19 protein-coding genes are annotated in these 21,443 nt (G+C 37.7%); 10 read left to right on the top strand and 9 right to left on the bottom strand.

The window, feature by feature from the left end:
- Positions 1 to 165: 165 nt before the first annotated feature.
- The 4 genes from msrAB (at position 166) to HMPREF9096_RS09310 (ending at position 3,545) form a co-directional block, all read left to right on the top strand.
- On the top strand, positions 166 to 1,224 hold the full coding sequence (gene msrAB, locus HMPREF9096_RS05175) for a bifunctional peptide-methionine (S)-S-oxide reductase MsrA/peptide-methionine (R)-S-oxide reductase MsrB (protein ID WP_009500305.1): 1,059 nt from the start codon (positions 166 to 168) through the stop codon (positions 1,222 to 1,224).
- 11 nt (positions 1,225 to 1,235) lie between these two features.
- Positions 1,236 to 1,877: a cytochrome c biogenesis protein CcdA gene (locus tag HMPREF9096_RS05180; RefSeq protein WP_005628783.1), complete on the top strand. Its 642-nt coding sequence runs from the start codon at positions 1,236 to 1,238 to the stop codon at positions 1,875 to 1,877.
- A gap of 42 nt (positions 1,878 to 1,919) precedes the next feature.
- Positions 1,920 to 2,390 carry a redoxin family protein gene (locus HMPREF9096_RS05185; protein WP_009500304.1) on the top strand — a complete coding sequence of 157 codons (471 nt, stop codon included), beginning with the start codon at positions 1,920 to 1,922 and terminating at the stop codon, positions 2,388 to 2,390.
- Positions 2,391 to 2,627: 237 nt separating this feature from the next.
- Positions 2,628 to 3,545 carry a lysine exporter LysO family protein gene (locus HMPREF9096_RS09310; RefSeq protein WP_009500303.1) on the top strand — a complete coding sequence of 306 codons (918 nt, stop codon included), beginning with the start codon at positions 2,628 to 2,630 and terminating at the stop codon, positions 3,543 to 3,545.
- 67 nt (positions 3,546 to 3,612) lie between these two features.
- Here the strand turns inward: HMPREF9096_RS09310 and HMPREF9096_RS05195 are convergent, their stop codons facing one another.
- The 3 genes from HMPREF9096_RS05195 to moeA form a co-directional block, all read right to left on the bottom strand.
- Positions 3,613 to 3,936: an HI1450 family dsDNA-mimic protein gene (locus HMPREF9096_RS05195; RefSeq protein ID WP_009500302.1), complete on the bottom strand. Its 324-nt coding sequence runs from the start codon at positions 3,934 to 3,936 to the stop codon at positions 3,613 to 3,615.
- 65 nt (positions 3,937 to 4,001) lie between these two features.
- A complete protein-coding gene (moeB, locus tag HMPREF9096_RS05200) occupies positions 4,002 to 4,733 on the bottom strand; it encodes a molybdopterin-synthase adenylyltransferase MoeB (RefSeq protein WP_009500301.1) in 732 nt (243 codons plus the stop codon).
- Between the two features lie 3 nt (positions 4,734 to 4,736).
- Positions 4,737 to 5,951, bottom strand: a complete 1,215-nt coding sequence (gene moeA, locus HMPREF9096_RS05205; protein ID WP_009500300.1) for a molybdopterin molybdotransferase MoeA — start codon at positions 5,949 to 5,951, stop codon at positions 4,737 to 4,739.
- A 137-nt stretch (positions 5,952 to 6,088) separates the two neighbouring features.
- On the opposite strand from moeA, the gene folE reads away from it, so the two are divergent.
- A complete protein-coding gene (folE, locus tag HMPREF9096_RS05210; protein WP_005636037.1) occupies positions 6,089 to 6,745 on the top strand; it encodes a GTP cyclohydrolase I FolE in 657 nt (218 codons plus the stop codon).
- A gap of 106 nt (positions 6,746 to 6,851) precedes the next feature.
- Here the strand turns inward: folE and HMPREF9096_RS05215 are convergent, their stop codons facing one another.
- The 4 genes from HMPREF9096_RS05215 to potA form a co-directional block, all read right to left on the bottom strand.
- On the bottom strand, positions 6,852 to 7,934 hold the full coding sequence (locus HMPREF9096_RS05215) for an extracellular solute-binding protein (RefSeq protein ID WP_009500299.1): 1,083 nt from the start codon (positions 7,932 to 7,934) through the stop codon (positions 6,852 to 6,854).
- 128 nt (positions 7,935 to 8,062) lie between these two features.
- Positions 8,063 to 8,833, bottom strand: a complete 771-nt coding sequence (gene potC / locus HMPREF9096_RS05220; protein ID WP_005628794.1) for a spermidine/putrescine ABC transporter permease PotC — start codon at positions 8,831 to 8,833, stop codon at positions 8,063 to 8,065.
- Positions 8,833 to 9,693, bottom strand: coding sequence for a spermidine/putrescine ABC transporter permease PotB (gene potB, locus HMPREF9096_RS05225; protein ID WP_005638601.1), 861 nt, complete (start codon positions 9,691 to 9,693; stop codon positions 8,833 to 8,835). Before potB ends, potC begins: the two co-directional genes overlap by 1 nt.
- Positions 9,677 to 10,795 carry a spermidine/putrescine ABC transporter ATP-binding protein PotA gene (potA, locus tag HMPREF9096_RS05230; RefSeq protein ID WP_005645368.1) on the bottom strand — a complete coding sequence of 373 codons (1,119 nt, stop codon included), beginning with the start codon at positions 10,793 to 10,795 and terminating at the stop codon, positions 9,677 to 9,679. The genes potB and potA overlap by 17 nt, the downstream gene beginning before the upstream one ends.
- Positions 10,796 to 11,091: 296 nt before the next feature.
- On the opposite strand from potA, the gene pepT reads away from it, so the two are divergent.
- Positions 11,092 to 12,330, top strand: a complete 1,239-nt coding sequence (gene pepT / locus HMPREF9096_RS05235; protein ID WP_009500298.1) for a peptidase T — start codon at positions 11,092 to 11,094, stop codon at positions 12,328 to 12,330.
- Between the two features lie 159 nt (positions 12,331 to 12,489).
- On the opposite strand, the gene HMPREF9096_RS05240 is transcribed toward pepT, so the two are convergent.
- Positions 12,490 to 13,119, bottom strand: coding sequence for a histidine phosphatase family protein (locus tag HMPREF9096_RS05240; protein WP_009500296.1), 630 nt, complete (start codon positions 13,117 to 13,119; stop codon positions 12,490 to 12,492).
- Positions 13,120 to 13,208: 89 nt separating this feature from the next.
- Positions 13,209 to 14,576, bottom strand: a complete 1,368-nt coding sequence (locus tag HMPREF9096_RS05245; protein ID WP_009500295.1) for an efflux transporter outer membrane subunit — start codon at positions 14,574 to 14,576, stop codon at positions 13,209 to 13,211.
- Positions 14,577 to 14,879: 303 nt separating this feature from the next.
- Here HMPREF9096_RS05245 and glnS point away from each other — a divergent pair, with 303 nt between their 5' ends.
- From glnS to glgB, 4 genes are all read left to right on the top strand, one after another.
- Complete coding sequence (gene glnS, locus HMPREF9096_RS05250; RefSeq protein ID WP_009500294.1) at positions 14,880 to 16,550, top strand: glutamine--tRNA ligase; 1,671 nt, start codon at positions 14,880 to 14,882, stop codon at positions 16,548 to 16,550.
- 78 nt (positions 16,551 to 16,628) lie between these two features.
- Positions 16,629 to 17,081: a YcgN family cysteine cluster protein gene (locus HMPREF9096_RS05255; protein WP_032803351.1), complete on the top strand. Its 453-nt coding sequence runs from the start codon at positions 16,629 to 16,631 to the stop codon at positions 17,079 to 17,081.
- Positions 17,082 to 17,151: 70 nt separating this feature from the next.
- Positions 17,152 to 19,242 (top strand): 4-alpha-glucanotransferase, encoded by a 2,091-nt coding sequence (gene malQ / locus HMPREF9096_RS05260; protein ID WP_009500292.1) that lies wholly within the window; start codon positions 17,152 to 17,154, stop codon positions 19,240 to 19,242.
- A 9-nt stretch (positions 19,243 to 19,251) separates the two neighbouring features.
- Entirely contained in the window at positions 19,252 to 21,441 is a 2,190-nt protein-coding gene (gene glgB, locus HMPREF9096_RS05265) for a 1,4-alpha-glucan branching protein GlgB (RefSeq protein WP_009500291.1), read from the top strand.
- Positions 21,442 to 21,443 lie beyond the last annotated feature (2 nt).

Below are 21,443 nucleotides of genomic sequence, written 5' to 3'. Positions count from 1 at the left end.
TACCTTAAAAAATAGGGAGAAAATTAGCGTTTTAACGCTTTATTATTGGTTATAACAATGAATTTTAGTCAATTTCTTTAAAAATTTTACAAAAATCTGTAAGAAATCCAATTCTTCGCCGTCTAACCTTATGTAACGTTAATTTTTACATCATAAGGAAAAGCAATGAAACTATCAAAAACATTTCTATTTATTACCGCACTTTGCTGTGCAACACCAACTTTAGCAATACAAAATTCAACATCATCTGGAGAACAAAAAATGGCAATGGAAAATACGCAAAACATTCGTGAAATTTATCTTGCTGGTGGCTGTTTTTGGGGTATGGAAGCATATATGGAGCGTATTCACGGCGTGAAAGATGCGATTTCTGGCTATGCCAATGGTAATACGGAGAAAACCAGTTATCAGATGATTGGGGTAACCGATCATGCAGAAACCGTAAAAGTCACTTACGATGCAAATCAAATTTCACTCGATAAATTATTACAATATTATTTTAAAGTGATTGATCCAACCAGCGTAAATAAACAAGGCAACGATCGTGGCAGACAATATCGCACAGGGATTTATTATCAAGATGGGGCAGATAAAGCGGTGATTGAACAAGCTCTCGCCCAGCTTCAAACCAAATATAAAAAACCAGTGCAAATTGAGGTGCAACCGCTTAAAAATTACATCGTAGCAGAAGAATATCATCAGGATTATTTGAAGAAAAATCCAAATGGTTATTGCCATATTGATATTACCAAAGCAGATGAACCTATGATTGACGAGAAAGATTATCCGAAACCGAGTGATGCAGAACTCAAAGCGAAATTGACACCGTTGCAATATTCCGTTACTCAAAATAAACATACTGAACGGTCTTTTAGTAACGAATATTGGGATAATTTCCAACCAGGTATTTATGTAGATATTACAACAGGCGAACCAGTATTTTCTTCTAATGATAAATTTGAATCGGGTTGTGGCTGGCCGAGTTTTACGAAACCAATAGCAAAAGAGGTAGTGCATTATCAAACAGATAATAGTTTTAATATGCAACGTACCGAAGTGCTAAGCCGTGCGGGCAATGCTCATTTAGGTCACGTATTTGATGACGGCCCGAAAGATAAAGGCGGTTTGCGCTATTGCATTAACAGCGCATCAATTAAATTTATTCCGTTAGCTGAAATGGAAAAAGCAGGATACGGATATTTGATTCAATCAATTAAAAAATAAGGAGATGCAGGATGTTAGATCAACAACTCCTTATTGGAACTGTATTTTTAGCTGGGCTTGCTTCTTTTCTTTCGCCTTGTATTTTCCCGATTATTCCAATTTATTTTGGTATTTTGAGTAAAGGCGGTAAAAAAGTCCTAAATACTTTTTTATTTATTTTAGGGCTTTCCCTTACATTTGTCAGTTTAGGCTTTAGTTTTGGTTTTTTAGGGAATATTTTATTTAGTAACACTACCCGCATTATCGCTGGCGTTATCGTGATTATTTTGGGTATTCATCAACTTGGCATTTTCAAAATTGGTTTGTTGGAACGCACGAAATTAGTGGAAATCAAAACATCAGGAAAATCGACCGCACTTGAGGCATTTGTGCTTGGTTTAACGTTTAGTCTTGGTTGGACACCTTGTATTGGCCCGATTTTGGCTTCCGTGTTAGCTTTATCAGGCGATGAAGGCTCTGCACTTTACGGTGCATCAATGATGTTTGTTTATGTACTTGGTTTAGCAACGCCTTTTGTGCTGTTTTCGTTTTTCTCTGATAGCTTGCTAAAACGTGCCAAAGGGTTAAATAAACACTTAGACAAATTTAAAATCGGTGGCGGAATTTTAATTATCGTGATGGGCATTTTATTGATTACGAATAATTTTTCGTAAGACATAACCTCAACAAAAGAAATCTATAAAAGGAAAAAAACAATGAAAAAACTACTATCAATATTTTTAATGGCATTCAGCCTAAACACTTTTGCACAAACTAATTTGGCGGATGTTCAACTCAAAGACTTAAACAATCAGCCAGTTACTTTAAGCCAATATAAAGGCAAACCTGTGTATGTAAAAATGTGGGCATCTTGGTGTCCAATTTGCTTGGCTGGCTTAGCTGAAATTGATGATTTAAGTGCGGAAAAAGATCGTGGATTTGAAGTCATAACCATTGTTTCGCCAGGTCATAAAGGTGAAAAATCACCTGCTGATTTTATTGAATGGTACAAAGGGCTAGAATATAAAAATATTAAAGTCTTGCTAGATGAAAATGGTGATATTATTGATCGTGTTCATGTTCGAGGTTATCCGTTTAATCTATTTTTAGATGCTGATTTAAATGTGAAGAAAACTGTGCCAGGGCATTTAGGGGCAGAGCAAATTCGAGTGTTTGCTGAAAAATAACGATGACAAGCGGCTTATTTTTAAGCCGCTTTTTATATTCCATTTTTACAGAGTAAAGATACAAAGTATCTAAGATTGGCGTTTGTACATTGAGCATTTGGTAGATTGATAAAAAATATATATTATAAGCAGTATGATTTTATTGCTTGTATAAGTAATTTTTATTTTTACTGTAATATTTATTCAAATTATCTTTGAAAATTAAATAAAGTGCAGTGATCTACAAAAAGGAAAACAATGGAAGAAATTATTAACGGATTGCTTATCGTGCTTGTGCCGATGATGTTGGGTTATTTAGTCAAAATACAGAATCAAAATGCGTTGGCGTTCATTAATAAAATTGTGATGTTATTGCTTTACATCATTTTATTTATGATGGGATTTATGCTTGGGCAACTCGAGCATTTAGAACAAAAATTGCCAATTATTGGTATGACCGCTTTAGGACTATCGGCTATTATTTTGACTTGTAATATCGTAGGTTTGGCTATTTATGACTGCACTTTGCCTAAGCCTGTTAATTATTTACAGGGAGAATTGCCATCTCGTTGGCATTCGTTAATGGACTCAATTAAATTATTAAGTGCGGTAATTATTGGCATCGTTTTAGGTTGGCTGTGCAATGATTGGTTGCATTTCCCAAATGGCTCTAATCTTTACGTGCTTATTGCGTTGATCTTTTTTGTCGGGATTCAGCTTCGCAATAACGGCATTTCCTTGAAAGAAGTCTTATTAAATAAGCAAGGTTTAATGATGGGGGCAATTTTTACCCTAAGTTCTTTAGTCGGTGGTGTTATTTCGTCATTTTTTCTAAGTATGCCGATTACTCAAGGTTTAGCCTTTTCATCGGGATTTGGTTGGTATTCTTTATCAAGCGTCGTGCTGACAAATGCTTGGGGACCAATGCAGGGGAGTATTGCCTTTTTCAATGATTTATCGCGTGAAATATTGAGCTTATTTTTAATTCCATTGTTTATGCAACATTATCGTTCTACAGCTATTGGAATTACAGGCGCAACGGCATTAGATTGTACATTGCCGATTATTCAAAAATCAGGCGGAATTGAAGTAACGCCTATCGCCATTTCTTTTGGTATGGTGACAAATTTATTACCGCCGTTGTTGTTAGTTTTTTTCTCGAGTTTTCCAATTTAATAGTGCGTTAATTTTAATAGAAAAGAAAAAGGGAAATCAGATGATTTCCCCTATTTTTACGTTATCGTTACTTTTTCCAAATAACGTGAAATTCGCGATCTTCTTCTCGGTGAGAAATTAAGAATTTAGCAAATACATCATCCATTTCATCTTGCTCATTGACTAAGCCCACCCATACTTCAGCGTATTCTTCAGGATCAATCAGTACACCAATTTCTTCTTCCCAATCATTAGCGGTTTCAACAAATTCCACACCACCGCGTTCTTCAAATTGTAGGTTGAATAAAAGAATATCAGCAGGATCTAAGTTTTCTCCAGCCATTTCTAAGAAAATATCGTAAGCAATATCAATGGCTGTATCTGGATCAAGTTTTTTAATTTCTGTTGTCATAGTGTTTTGTCGTAAAGGTTATGGTTAATAAAAGTGCGGTTAAATTTTTTCTCTTTTTAAGCGTTTTATTCCATATTGGTTGGAAGCTTAATTTCTCGGATATTCATCGAAAAACCATCAATCATCAATAAGCGTCCACATAAATTCTTACCGATTTTTAACCGCACTTTAATAGCTTCTAAGGCTTGAATCGTGCCCACAATGCCAACGATTGGTGCAAGCACGCCAGCTTCCACACAGCTTAATATATTTTGTCCAAATAATTTGCTGAGATCACGATAAGTAGGCGTATTCGGTTCATAAGTGAAAACGGAAACCTGACCTTCCATCCGAATTGCTGCGCCAGAAATAAGAGGAATTTTTGCATTACAACATTGACGATCCAACTGATTACGGATTTCTACATTGTCTGTACAATCTAAAACAATATCAAAGTGCGGAATGATTTCAGCCAGTTTTTCTTCGTCTAGCTTCGCATTAATTGTCTCGATGTTTATATGTGGATTGATTTGCTTGAGTGCAATTTTAGCTGATTCCACTTTGGGCATATTCAAGCGAGCATCGCAGTGCAAGACTTGGCGTTGAAGATTCGAAAGCGAAACTGTGTCGAAGTCCAACAGTGTTAAATTTCCAACGCCTGCTGCTGCGAGATATTGGCTGGCCGAGCAGCCTAAGCCACCAAGTCCAACGATCAGCATTTTGCTTGCTTTGAGTTTTTCTTGCCCGTCAAAATCTACGCTTTTAAGAATAATTTGACGGTTATAACGCAATTCTTCTTCGTGACTAAGTTCGATCATTTTTTATCCTAATAAATGATTGAAAGGCTCGATTATCACGGTTTCACCTGCAGTGACATTGCCACGTTCTTGTTCTAACACGATAAAACAATTGCTTTTTACAAAAGCACTAAAGAGATGAGAACCTTGGAAACCTACTGATTGCACTTCAATTTGGCCTTGTTCATTGATGTGATAAAAGCCCCGTTGGAAATCTAAACGTCCAGGTGCTTTTTTCAAATTCATTGTAGCAATGGCTGAAAAGTGCGGTGGTTTTTTCCATTGTTTTTGGCCTTGAAGTTTAGCAATGAGTGGCTGTACAAGTTGATAAAATGTCACTAATGCGGAAACAGGATTGCCAGGTAAACCGCAGAACCAGGCATTTTCTAATTTACCAAAAGCGAATGGTTTGCCCGGTTTGATTGCAATTTTCCAGAAATTTACTTGACCTACTTTTTCCAATACCGCTTTAGTGAAATCCGCTTCACCAACGGAAACACCGCCACTGGTAATCACTAAATCAGCTTGACTTTGTGCAGCAATAAATGCTTTTTCAAATTCAGCTTCGTTATCAGGTAATAGTCCTAAATCAATGACTTCACAGTTTAGTTTTTCGAGTAATAATTTTACGGTGAAACGGTTAGTGTCATAGATTTGTCCGCTTTGCAATGGCTTGCCCACTTCGACAAGTTCATCGCCAGTTGAGAGTACGCCGACTTTTAATTGGCGATAGCATTTTACTTCTGCAATGCCTAGAGAGGCTAATAATGGCAAGGAAACAGGGGTGAGCTGTGCGCCTTGTTCTAGTACCACATCGCCTTTCTTTACATCTTCACCAATACGACGGATGTTTTGATTTGGTTTAGGCAATTCACTAAAAGTGACGGTTCCGTCTTCATTGAGTGTCATTTGCTCTTGCATTATCACTGCGTCTGCGCCTTCTGGAATCATCGCGCCAGTCATAATTCTGACCGCACTTTTTGATGGCCATTCCCCTTGGAATGGATTACCTGCAAAAGATTTTCCTGCTACCGAAAGCGTTAAAGATTGTTGTAAATCCGATAAACGGACAGCATAGCCATCCATTGCTGAATTGTCGAAAGAGGGAACATTAATAGGTGAAATAATATCTTCTGCACAAATTCGATTGGCGGCTTCTTGTAAATTTAGGTATTCAGTTTGAGTCGGGAAGGGAATCTGTTCGAGCATTTTCGAGCGAGCTTGATCCAATGTAAGCATAGAAAATCCTTATTTGATAAAATTTGTCAGCTATTCTATATCTAAAGCCTAATTCATTCAAATTTGCAATTTTTCTCATTTTACCATCCTATTATCCTTTGCTAGAATAGCCGATTATTTTTTTAGGAAAGACTATTATGAGCAAAATTTCACTGGATGCACTGAATGTAAGAAATGCCTTGATTGAAAAAGGTATTGAAACACCTATGATTGATCCCACACAGGCTAAAGATGAACGTCGAGAAAGCATTGCAAAACACATGCATGAAGTGATGAAGCTGATTGGATTAGATTTGCGAGATGATAGTTTGGAAGAAACGCCAAATCGTTTAGCTAAAATGTTTATTGATGAGATTTTTAGCGGAATGGATTATGCAAATTTTCCTAAAATGACAAAAATCAAAAATCAGATGAAAGTCAGCGAAATGGTGCAAGTGAATGACATCACGCTAACAAGCACTTGTGAACATCATTTTGTTACGATTGATGGTAAAGTTTGTGTGGCGTACTATCCAAAAGATTGGGTGATTGGTCTTTCTAAAATTAATCGAATCGTTTCATTTTTTGCTCAACGTCCACAGGTTCAAGAGCGCTTAACAGAGCAACTTTTGACAGCATTTCAGACAATTCTTGAGACAGATGATGTTGCGGTATATGTGAAAGCGACCCATTTCTGTGTGAAAGCACGTGGTATTAGAGATACAAATAGTTATACTGTCACATCGGCTTACGGTGGTGTATTCTTAGAAGATAGAGATACACGTAAAGAATTTTTAGCAACAGTTCAGAAATAAAAAATAGCTAATAAAATAGCCGCACTTTAATATCAGTGCGGCTATTTTTATATTTATCTCGAATAGAAAAGTGCGGGGAAATTTATCCGCACTTTGGGATTGTAGATTATTTAGCTGCTTTTAATTCTTGATAATATTGCTCATAGAATTGAATTGCATCGCCAACGTCATCTTGCCAGTGGCTATTTTTTAATACATCAGCTGGTGGATAAATCGCTGGATCTTCAGTGATTTCTTTTGGTAATGCTTTTTTCGCTTCTAAGTTAGCTGTTGGATAGCCAATTGCTAAGGTTAATTTTTCTGCAGCTTTAGCACCTAACATATAGTTAATAAGTTTATGTGCACCATCTGGGTTTTTAGCGGTTTTAGGAATTGCTAGAGTATCAACCCAAAGTACAGGGCCTTCTTTCGGGAATACCATGTCTAAAGGTGCTTTTTCTTTTTTAGCAATACGTACAGAACCATTCCATAATTGACCCACTTCAACTTCACCCGAGATGAAAGAGTTAGCTGGGTTATCGGAATTGAAAGAAAGTACGTTTGGACGTAGTTTCAACAATTCTTCATAGGCTTGTTTGATAATTGCAGGATCTTGAGTATTTGGATCTTGACCAATTTTCAATAAAGCGATGTTGAATACTTCGCGCGCATCGTCTAATAACTGAACTTTGTTTGCAAATTCAGGTTTCCACAAGTCAGCCCAAGAAGTGAATTGAGTTCCTTTATAAGTGTTGGTATTGAATGCAATACCTGGTGCACCTAATAATTGTGGAAGAGAGTATTTGTTACCTTTATCATAAGGTTTATTGAGCCAATCAGGGTCTAATTCTTTAATAACAGGCAATTTGCTGTGATCTAGCTCCATTAACATGCCTTCTCTAGCCATCTTAGAAACAAAGTAGTTAGATGGTGCAATCACATCATAGCCACCAGCAGCACCTTGAGTTTTGAGTTTTGCATACATTGTTTCGTTTGATTCTAGGCTTGAAACGATAACTTTGATGCCAGTTTCTTTAGTAAACTCATCTAAAAGACCATCTGGTACGTATTCAGTCCATGTGTAGAGGTACACAGTGTCATTGGCAGTAGCCGGAGATTTTGCAGCTTCAGCTTTGCTATCTTTATCATTACAAGCAGTTAAAGTTGCAGCTACTAAGCCTGCAGTAATTAAACCTGCGAATTTTTTCATTTTTGTTTGTTCTCCGTAAAGAGTCGTAAAAAAACCACCTGCCGAACGACAGGCATAAAAAAACGCCTTGATTGTGCGTCAAGGCGTATTCTATTTTAAATTCAAAGGTTTGTGAAACCTTTTGTTTATTAATGGTTATTTTTTCGTGTAATTAGCTGGCTTAAAACTACAAGAGCCAGTGAAAGCACGATCATAATTGTTGCTAAAGCATTAACTTCAGGTGTTACACCGGTTTTCACTAGGGAGAATATTCTCAATGGTAAGATTTCATAACTTACACCACTGACGAATGATGAAACCACAACATCATCTAATGAAATAGTGAAACTTAATAACCAACCAGATACAACTGCAGGTAATGCTAAAGGAAGGATAATTTTACGTAAAATGGTCACTTCGCTTGCACCTAAGTCTTTCGCTGCTTCTAACATTCTAGAATCAAAGCCATTTAAGCGAGAGAAGATGGTTACGGTCACATACGGTAAACAGAAAGTCACATGAGCCAGTAATAAAGACCAGAAACCTAATGAAATACCGACAACCATAAATAATGCAAGTAAAGATACTGCCATTACAATATCTGGTGACATCATAACGATAAATAACATGCCGCTTACCGCTTGTTTTCCACGGAAACGATAGCGATAAAGTGCGATTGCAGTTAATCCACCTACAATAGTAGCTAGGGTAGCCGCAAAAAATGCAATAGTTACCGAATGAATCGCTGCTTGTATTAAGGTGTCGTTATTAAATAAACGCTCGTACCAGTTCCAGCTAAAGCCTTTCCAGCTTAAACCATAACGATCTTCATTAAAGGAATTAGTGACTAAAATAATAATTGGGATATACAAATAAGCGTATACCACAAACATAAATGCATTACGTAGTAAACGACTCATTATTCTAACTCCACTTTCTTATTCAATAGTTTGTTCGCGCGGTAGTACACGAAAATCAACAATGCCATTAGAACAGTTAAACCAATACTGATTGCAGAACCAAATGGCCAGTTACGAGAAATTAAGAATTCGCTCTTAATTACGTTACCAACTAGCAATACTTTTGCTCCGCCAAGTAAGTCTGCAACGTAGAACATACCCATTGCCGGTAATAATACTAATAAACACCCTGCGATGATGCCAGGCATGGTTAATGGTAAAATGACACGGAAGAAACGTTGGAATGCATTTGCGCCTAAATCTCTTGCAGCCTCTAATAAGCGACCGTCTAATTTTTCAATCGCAGAGTAGAGCGGCAAAATCATAAATGGCAATAGCAAATAAACTAAGCCAATGATTACCGCAATTTCTGTATTCAAAATGCGAATTGGTTCACTCAAAATTCCCATGTCCATCAACATAGTGTTAAGTACACCTTTCACACCGAGAAACACTTTCATTCCATAAATACGGATCAACGAGTTTGTCCAGAATGGTAAAACCACAAGGAACAATAAGAGCGGTCGATATTTAGGATTAATTTTGCTCATCATGAAAGCAAATGGATAGCCAACTAATAAGCAAATAATGGTAGCTATGCCCGACATATACAATGAATTCCACACAACTTGTGCATAAAGCGGATTAAACAAGTTTGTGTAGTTTTCAATGGTGATTGGGAAAGCGTAAAAGTCGCTACCGTCTCTAGTCAGAAAACTTACGGCGAATACCAATAAGTTTGGAATCAACACAAAGAAGATGAGCCAACTGAAGATAATCGCAACAGTAATTTTCTGGAATTTATTATTGATTATCTTCATCGTTGAGAACAACCTCCCAGCCTTCATGCCATGTGATGCCTACGCGTTGACCTACGCTATGATCCATATGTGGATCGTCTTCATTAAAGAATTCACTTACAAGTACACGCATGCCATTATGATCAAATTCTACTGTTGATTCTAATGTCATTCCTTTGTAAGTGCGGTCAACAATGTGGCCGATAATTGCTTTAGAATGTTCATTTTCATCTAATTCTTCAATCACAATATCCTCAGGACGAAGGAGTACCTGAAGTTTTTGATCTTTCTCAACAGGCATGTCTGTGTAAATATCACAAACGCGACCTTCAACATTCGCGAGTACAACTTGTTCAGACTTACGTTCAATCACAGTCGCTTCAAATACGTTAATTTCACCAATGAAACGAGCAACGAATAAGTTCGCTGGATCTTCATAGATTTCACGTGGAGAACCATCTTGTGCGATTTTACCTTTACGTAATAACACAATACGATCAGACATTGTAATTGCTTCTTCTTGATCGTGGGTGACGAAAATAAAGGTAATGCCAAGCTGACGTTGTAACATTTTGAGTTCATTTTGCATTTGTTTACGCAATTTGTAATCCAATGCAGATAAAGACTCATCAAGTAACAACACTTTTGGTTTATTTACTACGGCGCGAGCGATGGCAATACGTTGTTGTTGTCCGCCAGAAAGTTGGGTTGGCTTACGATCTGCCATCTCTTCTAGCTGTACCATACGCAAGGCTTCTAAAACACGCGGTTTAATTTCGTCGTTTGGTACTTTTTGCATACGCAAACCAAAAGCCACGTTCTCAAAAATTGTCATATGTGGAAATAGCGCATAGCTTTGGAATACCGTATTAATATGACGTTTTTCCGCAGGCACATTGGTGATATCTTCACCATCTAAAATAATGCTACCTGAATCCAATTCTTCTAAGCCTGCAAGTAAGCGCAAAACTGTGGTCTTACCACAGCCTGAAGGGCCGAGAATAGTGACAAATTCACCGTTATTAATTGTAAGATTGAAATCGTTAATAATGGTGTTAGAACCATAGGATTTTTTGATTGAACGAAGCTCAATAATAGGCTTGTTTTGAAGCTGATTTTCCACTAGCTTTGGTTTTCTCCCTAATTTCACCAATGATTTGGTACTGAGTAGAAATAAAACCTGCAAGACTGCAGGGGCGACATATAAAAATAGACGCCTATGATATAGTGAATTATTAATAATTAAAAGGACTTAATGTCTTAGAAAGTAAAAAAACTGCCGTTCATAAAAATAACGAGAAATTTACCCGCACTTTCGATAAATTTTACCTCATTAATTTTATAAATATTGTTATATATCAAGATGTTTTCTATTTTTCTCGTTAAACTAAAAAAGATATTTTTAAAAGGAGCGAGAATATGATTTCTCAAACAGATAAAACAGAACTTTTAGAACGATTTTTACATTATGTGTCTTTTGACACCCAATCAAAACCTAATGCTAAGCATTCCCCCAGCTCTGTCGGGCAAATGAAGTTAGCCATGCAGTTGCAAAAAGAGCTCATCCAACTTGGTTTAGAGAATGTTGAAGTAAGTAAATACGCGGTTGTGACAGCATTTTTACCCGCTAATGATCCTAACTTGACGAAAACCATTGGTTTAATTGCGCATCTTGATACATCTCCGCAATGTAGTGGTAAAAATGTACGCCCTGAAGTGATAGAGCAATATCGTGGCGGAGATATTGCATTAGGTATTGGCGAGGAGTTTATTAGTCCTGTTTACTATTCTTTTATGCAAAAATTGGTCGGGCAGACTCTAATTGTTGCCGATGGAACCACTTTGCTTGGGGCGGATAATAAAGCGGGAATTGCAGAAATTATGACCGCACTTTCCATTCTTCAGAAAGAGAATATTCCTCATTGCAATATTCGTGTTGCTTTTACGCCTGATGAAGAAATTGGCTTGGGAATCCATTATTTCCCAGTGGAAAAGTTTTCCTGTGATTGGGCATATACCATTGATGGAGGAGAAGTAGGGGAATTAGAATACGAAAACTTTAATGCTGCAACGGCAAAAGTGCGGTTTTTCGGGCGGAGTATTCATCCTGGTTATGCAAAGGGAAAAATGGTGAATGCACTGACTTTAGCTTGCGAGTTCCAGCAAGTTTTTCCAGTTGATGAAGTACCAGAAAAAACGGATGGGAAAGCGGGCTTTTATCATTTAGAAGATTTTTCTGGCGATATTGAGCAAGTAGAGCTCACTTATTTGATTCGTGATTTTGATGAGCAGAATTTCGCACAAAGAAAAGCTTTTATTAAAAGTCAGGTGGAAAAATTTAATGCTAAAAAAGGTTTGAAAAAGCCTATAGAGTTAGAAATTCAAGATAGCTACCAAAATATGTATGATGTGGTAAAAAATGTTCCTCAATCAATTGAACTTGCTGATCGAGCAATGAAAGCGGTAGGGGTTAAAACAAGTCATAAGCCGATTCGAGGTGGTACAGATGGGGCATTTTTAGCATCTAAAGGTTTAGCATGCCCGAATATTTTTACTGGCGGCTATAATTTCCATAGTAAACACGAGTTAGTTTCTTTACAAAGCATGGAAAAGACTGTCCAAGTAATTATCGAAATGTTGAAATGTAAAGATCTGTAAAGAAACGTAAAGAAATGTAAAGATTTTTCTTGCTATTCTTTAGATTAGTCAATATAATGACCTTGTTTTATCGAGATTCCTTTGATAAAGCTAAACTTTAGAGATTTTATTCATAAATTCCTTTTTGATGCCCCTAATGATTTAGGGGCTTTTTTTTACCTATTGTAAATGCGTTGTGCCATTTAGTTTTTCAAGGCTAAAGCCTTTTTCACTGTCATAATGAATGATGCTAATAGCAGTATTTAATAAAGATACTGATTTGTCTTTGTCTCGGTGATTTTTCCAAGTTGCGCCATTAAGTAAAGCAATCAATAGACGCAAGGTATGGCCATGGGATACTACTAAAATATTCCCTTCTTGATGAACCTTAATAATATCTTGTAAAGCTGCGATAGCTCGTTTGGCTAGTTGTTCATAGGTTTCTCCACCATTAGATTCAGCTTTATAGTTCGCAGGATCATTAATCATTTGTTGGAATTCGGGTAAAGGTCGAATCAGTTCGACATTTGTTCCTTCCCAATTACCAAAATAATGTTCATTTAATCCACGATGTTGGAATAAGGGAATGTCTCGATCTCCAATAATATAATTGGCTGTGTCAATGGTACGTTGTAAACAGCTCGAATAGGCCGCAATAAAATCGACATTTTGTAAAGCTTGCCCAGTTTTTACCGCACTTTTAATGCCTTCTTCTGTTAATGGAGAATCGCCACTGCCTTGCATTAATCCTTGTTCGTTCCAAACCGTGCGGCCGTGACGAATAAAATAAAAAGTAAGTTGTTTTTTCATTTTTAGGAATATTTATTGGTAAGGTTATACCTTAAGTGAGGAATCAAATATTAAAAAGGGCGCTTAAAAACGCCCTATGTTTGGTTTTATTAACGAGAGTAATATCCCGCCATTGAGCTATATACCGCATTTTCACTTTGCAACACTTGATATTTTGCATTCAAAATTGCAAGTTGTGATGATTTTTCCGTATTGGCTGCAACTAACCATTCGCGCAATTCGGACACGCCCGCATTATAGCGATTTCGATAATATTGCGTGATACGCTGATTGTAACTATGGGTTTGTTGTAAATTATTTAATGTGCTTTGCGCTTGGGTGAATGCAAAGTAGTTGGTATCCACATTATTGAGAGCCGTGGTAATACGTTGTTCGTAATTTAAACGTGCAGTTTCATAGTCAGCTTCAGAAATTTTAACGTTCCATTTTACGGTGTTCCAATTTAAGAACGGTAGGCTAATTCCTACTGTGCCAGCAGCCACAGGATTGTGTAACGCCGTGCCAACAGTACTTGCTGTTGACGATAGGCTTCCACCTAAATTTACTTCAGGGAACCAACTTTTTTGAGTTGCTTTGGCATTTTTGAATGCACTACTTAAACGGAATTGTGCTGCTTTTACATCAGGACGATTTGCAATCACAGATACAGGAACATTCAAATTCACCCCAGCAGTTTTCACATTCATAATATGAGGGAATGTGATATTTAACGTATCGTTTGGTTTTAAGTTCAGCAGATTGCGTAAGGTTTGTTCTGCCGTTTTGCGTTGGGTTTCAAAATTTAATTTGTTATTACGCGCCGTTAATACTGCTTGTTGCGCTTGATCAACACTGACCCCATCAGCCACACCTTGGGCTAAACGCGTTTGCATAATATTACCAATGTCAGTGTAATATTTGATTGTTTCGTTGGTTGTGCTAATTGCATCATTTAAATAAGCAATTTGATAATAAGTTGTTACTACAGAATTGATTAATGATAAACGAGCAGATTCCATGTCTTCTGCGCTTGCTTTATGCGACCATTCCGCAGCATCAGCGGCATTGGCTAAACGTTGCCAAAGATCTAATGTATAGCTCACATTTAAAGAACCTTTGTGTGAAATGGCAGAGTTTGCACTTGTGTCAACTCGGCGTTGTGCCGCAGATGAGGTTGAACCATTAAATGCAGGCACTAAATTTGCGCCCACTAAATTTGCACTATAAAGTGCACGATTTACTGCGACGGCTGCTTTAGCTAAATCTTTGTTGTTAACTAATGCTTGTTCTACCACACGATTTAATTGTGAATCGTTATACAATGACCACCAATTTTCTTTTACATTATATTGCTTGGTAATTTCTTCATATTGCTTGTAATCTTCAAGGCTTGCTTGATAAGAATCGCCAATATTGGCACATCCTACCAATGCACCAGACATCAACAAAGCAAGCGTCATATTTTTCATTTTAAACATTGAGTTTTCCTTCTTACGAAAATGAGTGGAAAGTGCGGATGATTTTAACCGCACTTTTGTGTTTTACAAAATTATTCCCTTGCGAACCCAATTATAAAACAAACCACTGAACGATTGTTCATGAAAGGCGGCATTGTGATGATTTATTCTATTTTTTGCACGAAAAATCTTTCTGTTAAACAAAAATGCTGAAAAAGTCATAAGTTATTAAATAGAAAGTGCGGTTAGTTTGGTGATCAAATTCACAAAGCCTTGCTTTTCGTATAGAATGGTAAAATTATTTTTTCTATTTATGAGAAAGTTATGAGCAATACAGAAATTCTAGAAAGTGCAGAAAATACTCGCACTCACAATTTTATTACCCAAATTATTGATGAAGATTTAGCTTCGGGTAAACATAAAAGCGTTCATACCCGTTTCCCACCAGAGCCGAACGGCTATTTGCATATTGGTCACGCAAAATCGATTTGTTTAAACTTTGGCTTAGCTAAAGAATATCAAGGTTTATGTAACCTACGTTTTGATGATACCAATCCTGTAAAAGAAGACGTGGAATATGTAGATTCCATCAAAGCTGACGTGGAGTGGTTAGGTTTTAAATGGGAAGGCGAACCCCGTTATGCATCTGATTACTTCGATGCGCTTTATGGTTATGCGATTGAATTAATTAAAAAAGGCTTGGCCTATGTGGATGAGCTTTCTCCTGAAGAAATGCGTGAATATCGCGGTACATTAACTGAGCCAGGTAAAAACAGCCCATATCGTGACCGCACTATTGAAGAAAACTTAGCTTTATTTGAAAAAATGAAGAACGGCGAGTTTGCAGAGGGTAAAGCAAGTTTACGTGCAAAAATTGATATGGCATCGCCATTTATGGTGATGCGTGATCCAGTGATTTATCGTATTAAATTTGCGAGCCATCACCAAACCGGTGATAAATGGTGCATTTACCCAATGTACGATTTCACGCACTGCATCTCTGATGCGATTGAGCGTATTACTCATTCAATTTGTACATTAGAATTCCAAGATAACCGTCGTTTATATGACTGGGTGTTGGAAAATATCAGTATTGAGCGCCCATTACCGCATCAATATGAATTCTCACGTTTAAATTTAGAAGGCACGTTAACGTCTAAACGTAAATTATTGAAATTAGTGAATGACGGCATTGTGGATGGTTGGAATGATCCGCGTATGCCAACGATTTCAGGTTTACGCCGTCGCGGTTATACACCTGCTTCGTTACGTGAATTCTGTCGTCGTATCGGGGTAACGAAACAAGATAACGTGGTGGAATATTCTGCACTTGAAGCCTGCATTCGTGAAGATTTAAATGAAAATGCACCACGCGCAATGGCGGTGATTGATCCTGTTCGTGTTGTGATTGAAAACTTTGAAGGCGAAGAGACCTTAACGGCGCCAAATCACCCAAATCGCCCTGACTTAGGGGAGCGTCAATTACCATTTACGAAAGAGCTTTATATTGATCGTGCTGACTTCCGTGAGGAAACGAACAAACAATATAAACGCTTAGTATTAGGTAAAGAGGTACGTTTACGTAATGCTTACGTGATTAAAGCTGAACGTGTAGAAAAAGATGCAAATGGTGAAATCACCACGATCTTCTGTACTTACGATCCTGAAACTTTAGGTAAAAATCCAGCAGATGGTCGTAAAGTGAAAGGGGTAATCCACTGGGTTTCTGCTGCACATAATCACCCAGCTGAATTCCGTTTGTATGATCGCTTATTTACCGTGCCAAATCCAGGTGCTGAAGATGATATTGAAAGCGTGTTAAATCCACATTCTCTCGTGGTAAAACATGGTTTTGTTGAACAAAGCTTGGCTGCTGCAGAAGCTGAGAAAGGTTATCAATTTGAACGTGAAGGTTATTTCTGTGCGGATAGTAAAGATAGCCGTCCTGAACATTTGGTATTTAACTTAACAGTAAGCTTAAAAGAAGGCTTCTAATTTTAATCAACCAAGTGCGGTCAAAAACAAATGTGATTTTGACCGCACTTTTTATTTGTATCTACCATGCAATCCAGTATGCAACTTGAACCTAATTTTTGGCAAACAAAATCCCTGCTTGAAATGACCGAATCTGAATGGGAATCCTTATGTGATGGCTGCGGCAAATGCTGTTATCGCAAATATATTCAAGGGCGAGGTAAACGCCAAAAACTCTATTACACCAGAATTGCTTGCAACCTTTTAGATGTTGAAACAGGAAAGTGCGGTAATTATTCAGAGCGTTTTAAAATTGAAACCGACTGCACCAAACTCACTAAAAAGAATTTACCTGATTTTCATTGGTTGCCTGATACTTGTGCCTATCGTTTGCTTTATGAAGGAAAAACACTTCCTGAATGGCATCCACTCATTTCTGGCCATGCAGACTCCTTGAAAAATGCTGATGTTTTAATCAAAAATGGAGTGCATGAACGCGATGTGATTGATTGGTTTGAATTTATTATTGACGAAGATCACACTTTTAAATAAAGCCGGTTGTCATCACTTTCAGCTTGGTTATAATCCCTAACAAGAGTTATACAGTTGTCATGTGGTATCTATGCAAATCTCGGATTCTCTCAAACAAAAAGCAGAAAAATGCGGTATCGCGCTTTCTCATTATGATATTGATGGACATCTTATTTTCGCAGATGAAAAGACGGTTTCAACTTTTGTTGAGCTTTTGCAGCCTCCGCCAAAAGCGAAAGGACAGTTTGACGATGTACTGGCTGCATTTGAAAATGAACCGATTGATTATCAACTCAATCGTCTAGATTTTCCACTATCTGTGGAATATCGTTATCAGCTGATTGATGAATCTAATGTCATTCTGTTAGAAAAAACACTTTCAAATTTATCCGCACTTTCCTTGCCTCGACTTCCTTTTGGCTATTATCAATTATCTATTTTTTCCGATACTGAACAGTACCGCGTTCGTTTACTTATTTCTCCTAAAACAGCGTTTCAACCACCCGTATTAAAAAATAAAAAAGTGTGGGGCGTGAATGTGCAACTTTACAGTTTACGCTCAGAACAAAACTGGGGCATTGGCGATTTTGGTGATTTAGTTTATTTGATCGAACAAAGTGCAAAACAAGGTGCAGATTATGTAGGAATTAATCCATTACATTTGCCGTATCCTGCTGTACCAAACTGGGCCAGTCCATATAGTTCATCTTCTCGTCGTTGGTTGAATTTCTTATATTTGGCAATTCCTGATTTACCAGAATTTAAGCGTTGCCGTTCAGTGCAAAATTGGTTTAAGCGTGAGGATATTCAAGCAAAAATTGCTACTTTACGTGAAAGTGATTGCGTCGATTATTCTTCAATTTTGGCTTTAAAATTAACCGCACTTGAGTCCCTGTTTGATTTCTTTCAACGTAGTCAATCTGCTGGAATTGCGACACGTCGAAAAATCTTTGCTGATTATTTAAAAAGCAAAGGGGAACCATTGTTGTTACAGGGCTTATTTAATGTATTAGATTTACAAGAACACGCTGACCATCAAGCAGAAGAAAATACCATCGGTTGGCTTGGCTGGCGTAAGGAATGGCAACATTTAAGTGTGGCAAAAAGAAAAGCCCTATTAAAAACACACCATGAGCAAATCCAATTTTTTGCTTGGTTGCAATGGCTCACAGAAGAACAGCTTTCCGCATTACAAAATATTTGTAAACAGTCTGGTATGAAGTTGGGGATTTATGGCGATTTAGCGGTGAATAGTTCTCGTGGCAGTGCTGATGTATGGAGCGATCCTGATTTATATTGTGTAAATGCCTCTATTGGTGCGCCACCTGATCCGTTAGGCCCTGTCGGACAAAATTGGAATTTGCCACCTTATAATCCAACCGTGCTAAAAGCACGTGGCTTTGCACCATTTATCGATATGCTACGTGCCAATATGCAATATTTCGGTGTGCTACGCATCGATCATGTTATGGGCTTATTTCGTTTGTGGTGGATTTCAGAAGGAAAAACTGCGGCTGATGGCGCTTATGTGCATTATCCTTTTGATGAGTTAATGGCGATTCTTGCTATTGAAAGTGTACGCAATGAATGTTTGATTATTGGTGAAGATCTCGGCACCGTGCCTGATGAAGTGCGGTGGAAATTAAACGAGTTTCAAATTTTCTCTTATTTTGTATTGTATTTCGCCCAACGAAATGGCGAATTTCCTCGTATATCTGATTATCCTCGAAATGCTTATGCCACTATTGGTACGCATGATGTTCCCTCGTTACAAAGTTTTTGGCATTGCCGTGATTTAGAATTATTTAATCAACTTGGTATTCTGAATGGGGAAGTGCTCAAGCAAAAATATGATCAACGCGTCATGGATAAACAAGCCTTATTAAATAGTTTACATCGTGATAATTATTTACCGCCACATTATGAAGGCGATGCACTTTCTATGGCGATGCACGATCATTTAAACAGAATGATCCATCATTATTTAGCAGAAAGTAACAGCCGATTGATTGGTGTGCAATTAGAAAATTTACTTAGCCAAGAAATCAGTTTTAATTTGCCGGGCACCTCAAATGAATACCCAAATTGGTGCAAGAAACTTGCTCAACCGTTAGAGTTTATTTTTAGCAATGAAGCTTTAAAAACGTTCTTTGTGCAAATTAACCAAGGGCGAAATGTATAAGGAGTAAATATGACAACTGCAGTAACACAAGCAATTATTGATGGTTTTTTTGATGCGAGCAATGGCGATCCTTTTGCTACGCTTGGTATGCACGAAACCGAGCGAGGAATTGAAATTCGTACGTTATTGCCAGATGCCAATCGAGTGGTGGTGATTGAGCGTGAAAGTGGTAAAGAAATAACGGAACTAGATTGTGTCGATGAGCGTGGCTTTTTTGTTGGTGTTATTCCAAATTGTCGTCAATTTTTTGCTTATCAATTACAGGTTTTTTGGGGCAATGAAGCACAAATTATCGAAGATCCTTATCGTTTTCATCCTATGATTGATGATTTAGAACAATGGCTACTTTCTGAAGGTTCTATGCTTCGCCCCTATGAAGTACTTGGTGCGCATTTTATCGAATGTGATGGTGTGAGCGGGGTAAATTTCCGTTTGTGGGCACCCAATGCTAGACGTGTTTCTATTGTGGGTGATTTCAATTATTGGGATGGTCGCCGTCATCCTATGCGTTTTCATCTAAAAAGTGGTGTGTGGGAGCTCTTTTTACCAAAATCCAGTTTAGGACAACTCTATAAGTTTGAATTAATTGATTGCTATGGCAATCTTCGTTTGAAAGCCGATCCATTTGCCTTTAGTTCGCAACTTCGCCCTGATACAGCATCGCAAGTCAGTGCATTACCAAATGTAGTGGAAATGACGGAACAACGTCGTCAAGCAAATCAAGCAAATCAACCGATTTCCATTTATGAAGTGCATTTAGGATCTTGGCGTCGTAATTTAGAAAACAATTTTTGGCTAGATTACGATCAAATTGCTGATGAATTAATTCCTTATGTAAAAGATATGGGCTTCACCCATATAGAATTTTTACCGCTTTCTGAATTTCCATTTGATGGTTCTTGGGGCTATCAACCACTAGGGCTTTATTCGCCCACCAGTCGCTTTGGTTCACCCGAGGCATTCCGTCGTTTAGTAAAACGTGCACATGATGCGGGAATTAATGTGATTTTAGATTGGGTGCCTGGTCATTTCCCAAGTGATACGCATGGTTTAGTTGCATTTGATGGCACAGCCTTGTATGAGCATGAAGATCCTCGCGAAGGTTATCATCAAGATTGGAATACCTTGATTTATAACTATGGGCGTAATGAGGTCAAAAATTTCTTATCCAGTAATGTACTGTATTGGCTTGAACGTTTTGGTGTAGATGGTATTCGTGTGGATGCCGTGGCTTCCATGATTTACCGCGATTACAGCCGTGCAGAAGGCGAGTGGATTCCAAACCAATATGGCGGACGTGAAAACTTAGAAGCCATTGAATTTTTAAAACATACTAACTGGAAAATTCATAGCGAAATGGCGGGTGCGATTTCTATTGCGGAGGAATCTACTTCTTTTGCTGGTGTGACTCACCCGAGTGAAAAAGGTGGGTTGGGATTTAATTTTAAATGGAATATGGGCTGGATGAACGATACGCTCGCCTATATGCAGCTTGACCCAATTTACCGCCAATATCATCACAATAAAATGACTTTTGGGATGATGTATCAATACAGTGAAAATTTTGTACTACCGCTTTCGCATGATGAAGTGGTGCATGGCAAATATTCGCTTCTCGATAAAATGCCGGGAGACGCATGGCAAAAATTTGCTAACTTACGTGCTTACTACGGCTATATGTGGGGGCATCCGGGTAAAAAATTGCTCTTTATGGGCAATGAATTTGCTCAAGGTCGTGAGTGGAATTACGAAGAAAGTTTAGACTGGTTCTTGCTTGATGAAAATATCGGTGGTGGCTGGCATAAAGGTGTTTTGAAATTAGTAAAAGATTTGAATCATATTTACCGAGAAAACTCTCCGCTCTTTGAACTGGATTATTCACCTGAAGGCTTTGATTGGCTTGTCGTTGATGATGCGGCAAATTCTGTCTTTGCTTTTGAGCGTCGAAGCTCAAATGGTGAGCGCATTATTGTCATCAGTAACTTCACACCTGTGCCACGCCATGATTACCGTATTGGGGTAAATGTTGCAGGCACTTATGAAGAAATTCTGAATACTGACTCTATGTATTATCAAGGCTCTAACGTGGGTAATTTTGGCTATGTAACAAGTGAAGAAATTGAAAGCCATGGACGAGAAAATTCTATTTCGATTTCTATTCCACCATTGGCGACAGTTTATTTGAAATACAATTTGTAAGA

Origin of the sequence: Haemophilus sp. oral taxon 851 str. F0397, from assembly GCF_000242295.1 — a bacterium.
Lineage (GTDB): Bacteria > Pseudomonadota > Gammaproteobacteria > Enterobacterales > Pasteurellaceae > Haemophilus.
The sequence above is the reverse complement of the archived record's forward strand: the minus strand, read 5'-3'. Positions and strand labels throughout refer to the sequence as shown.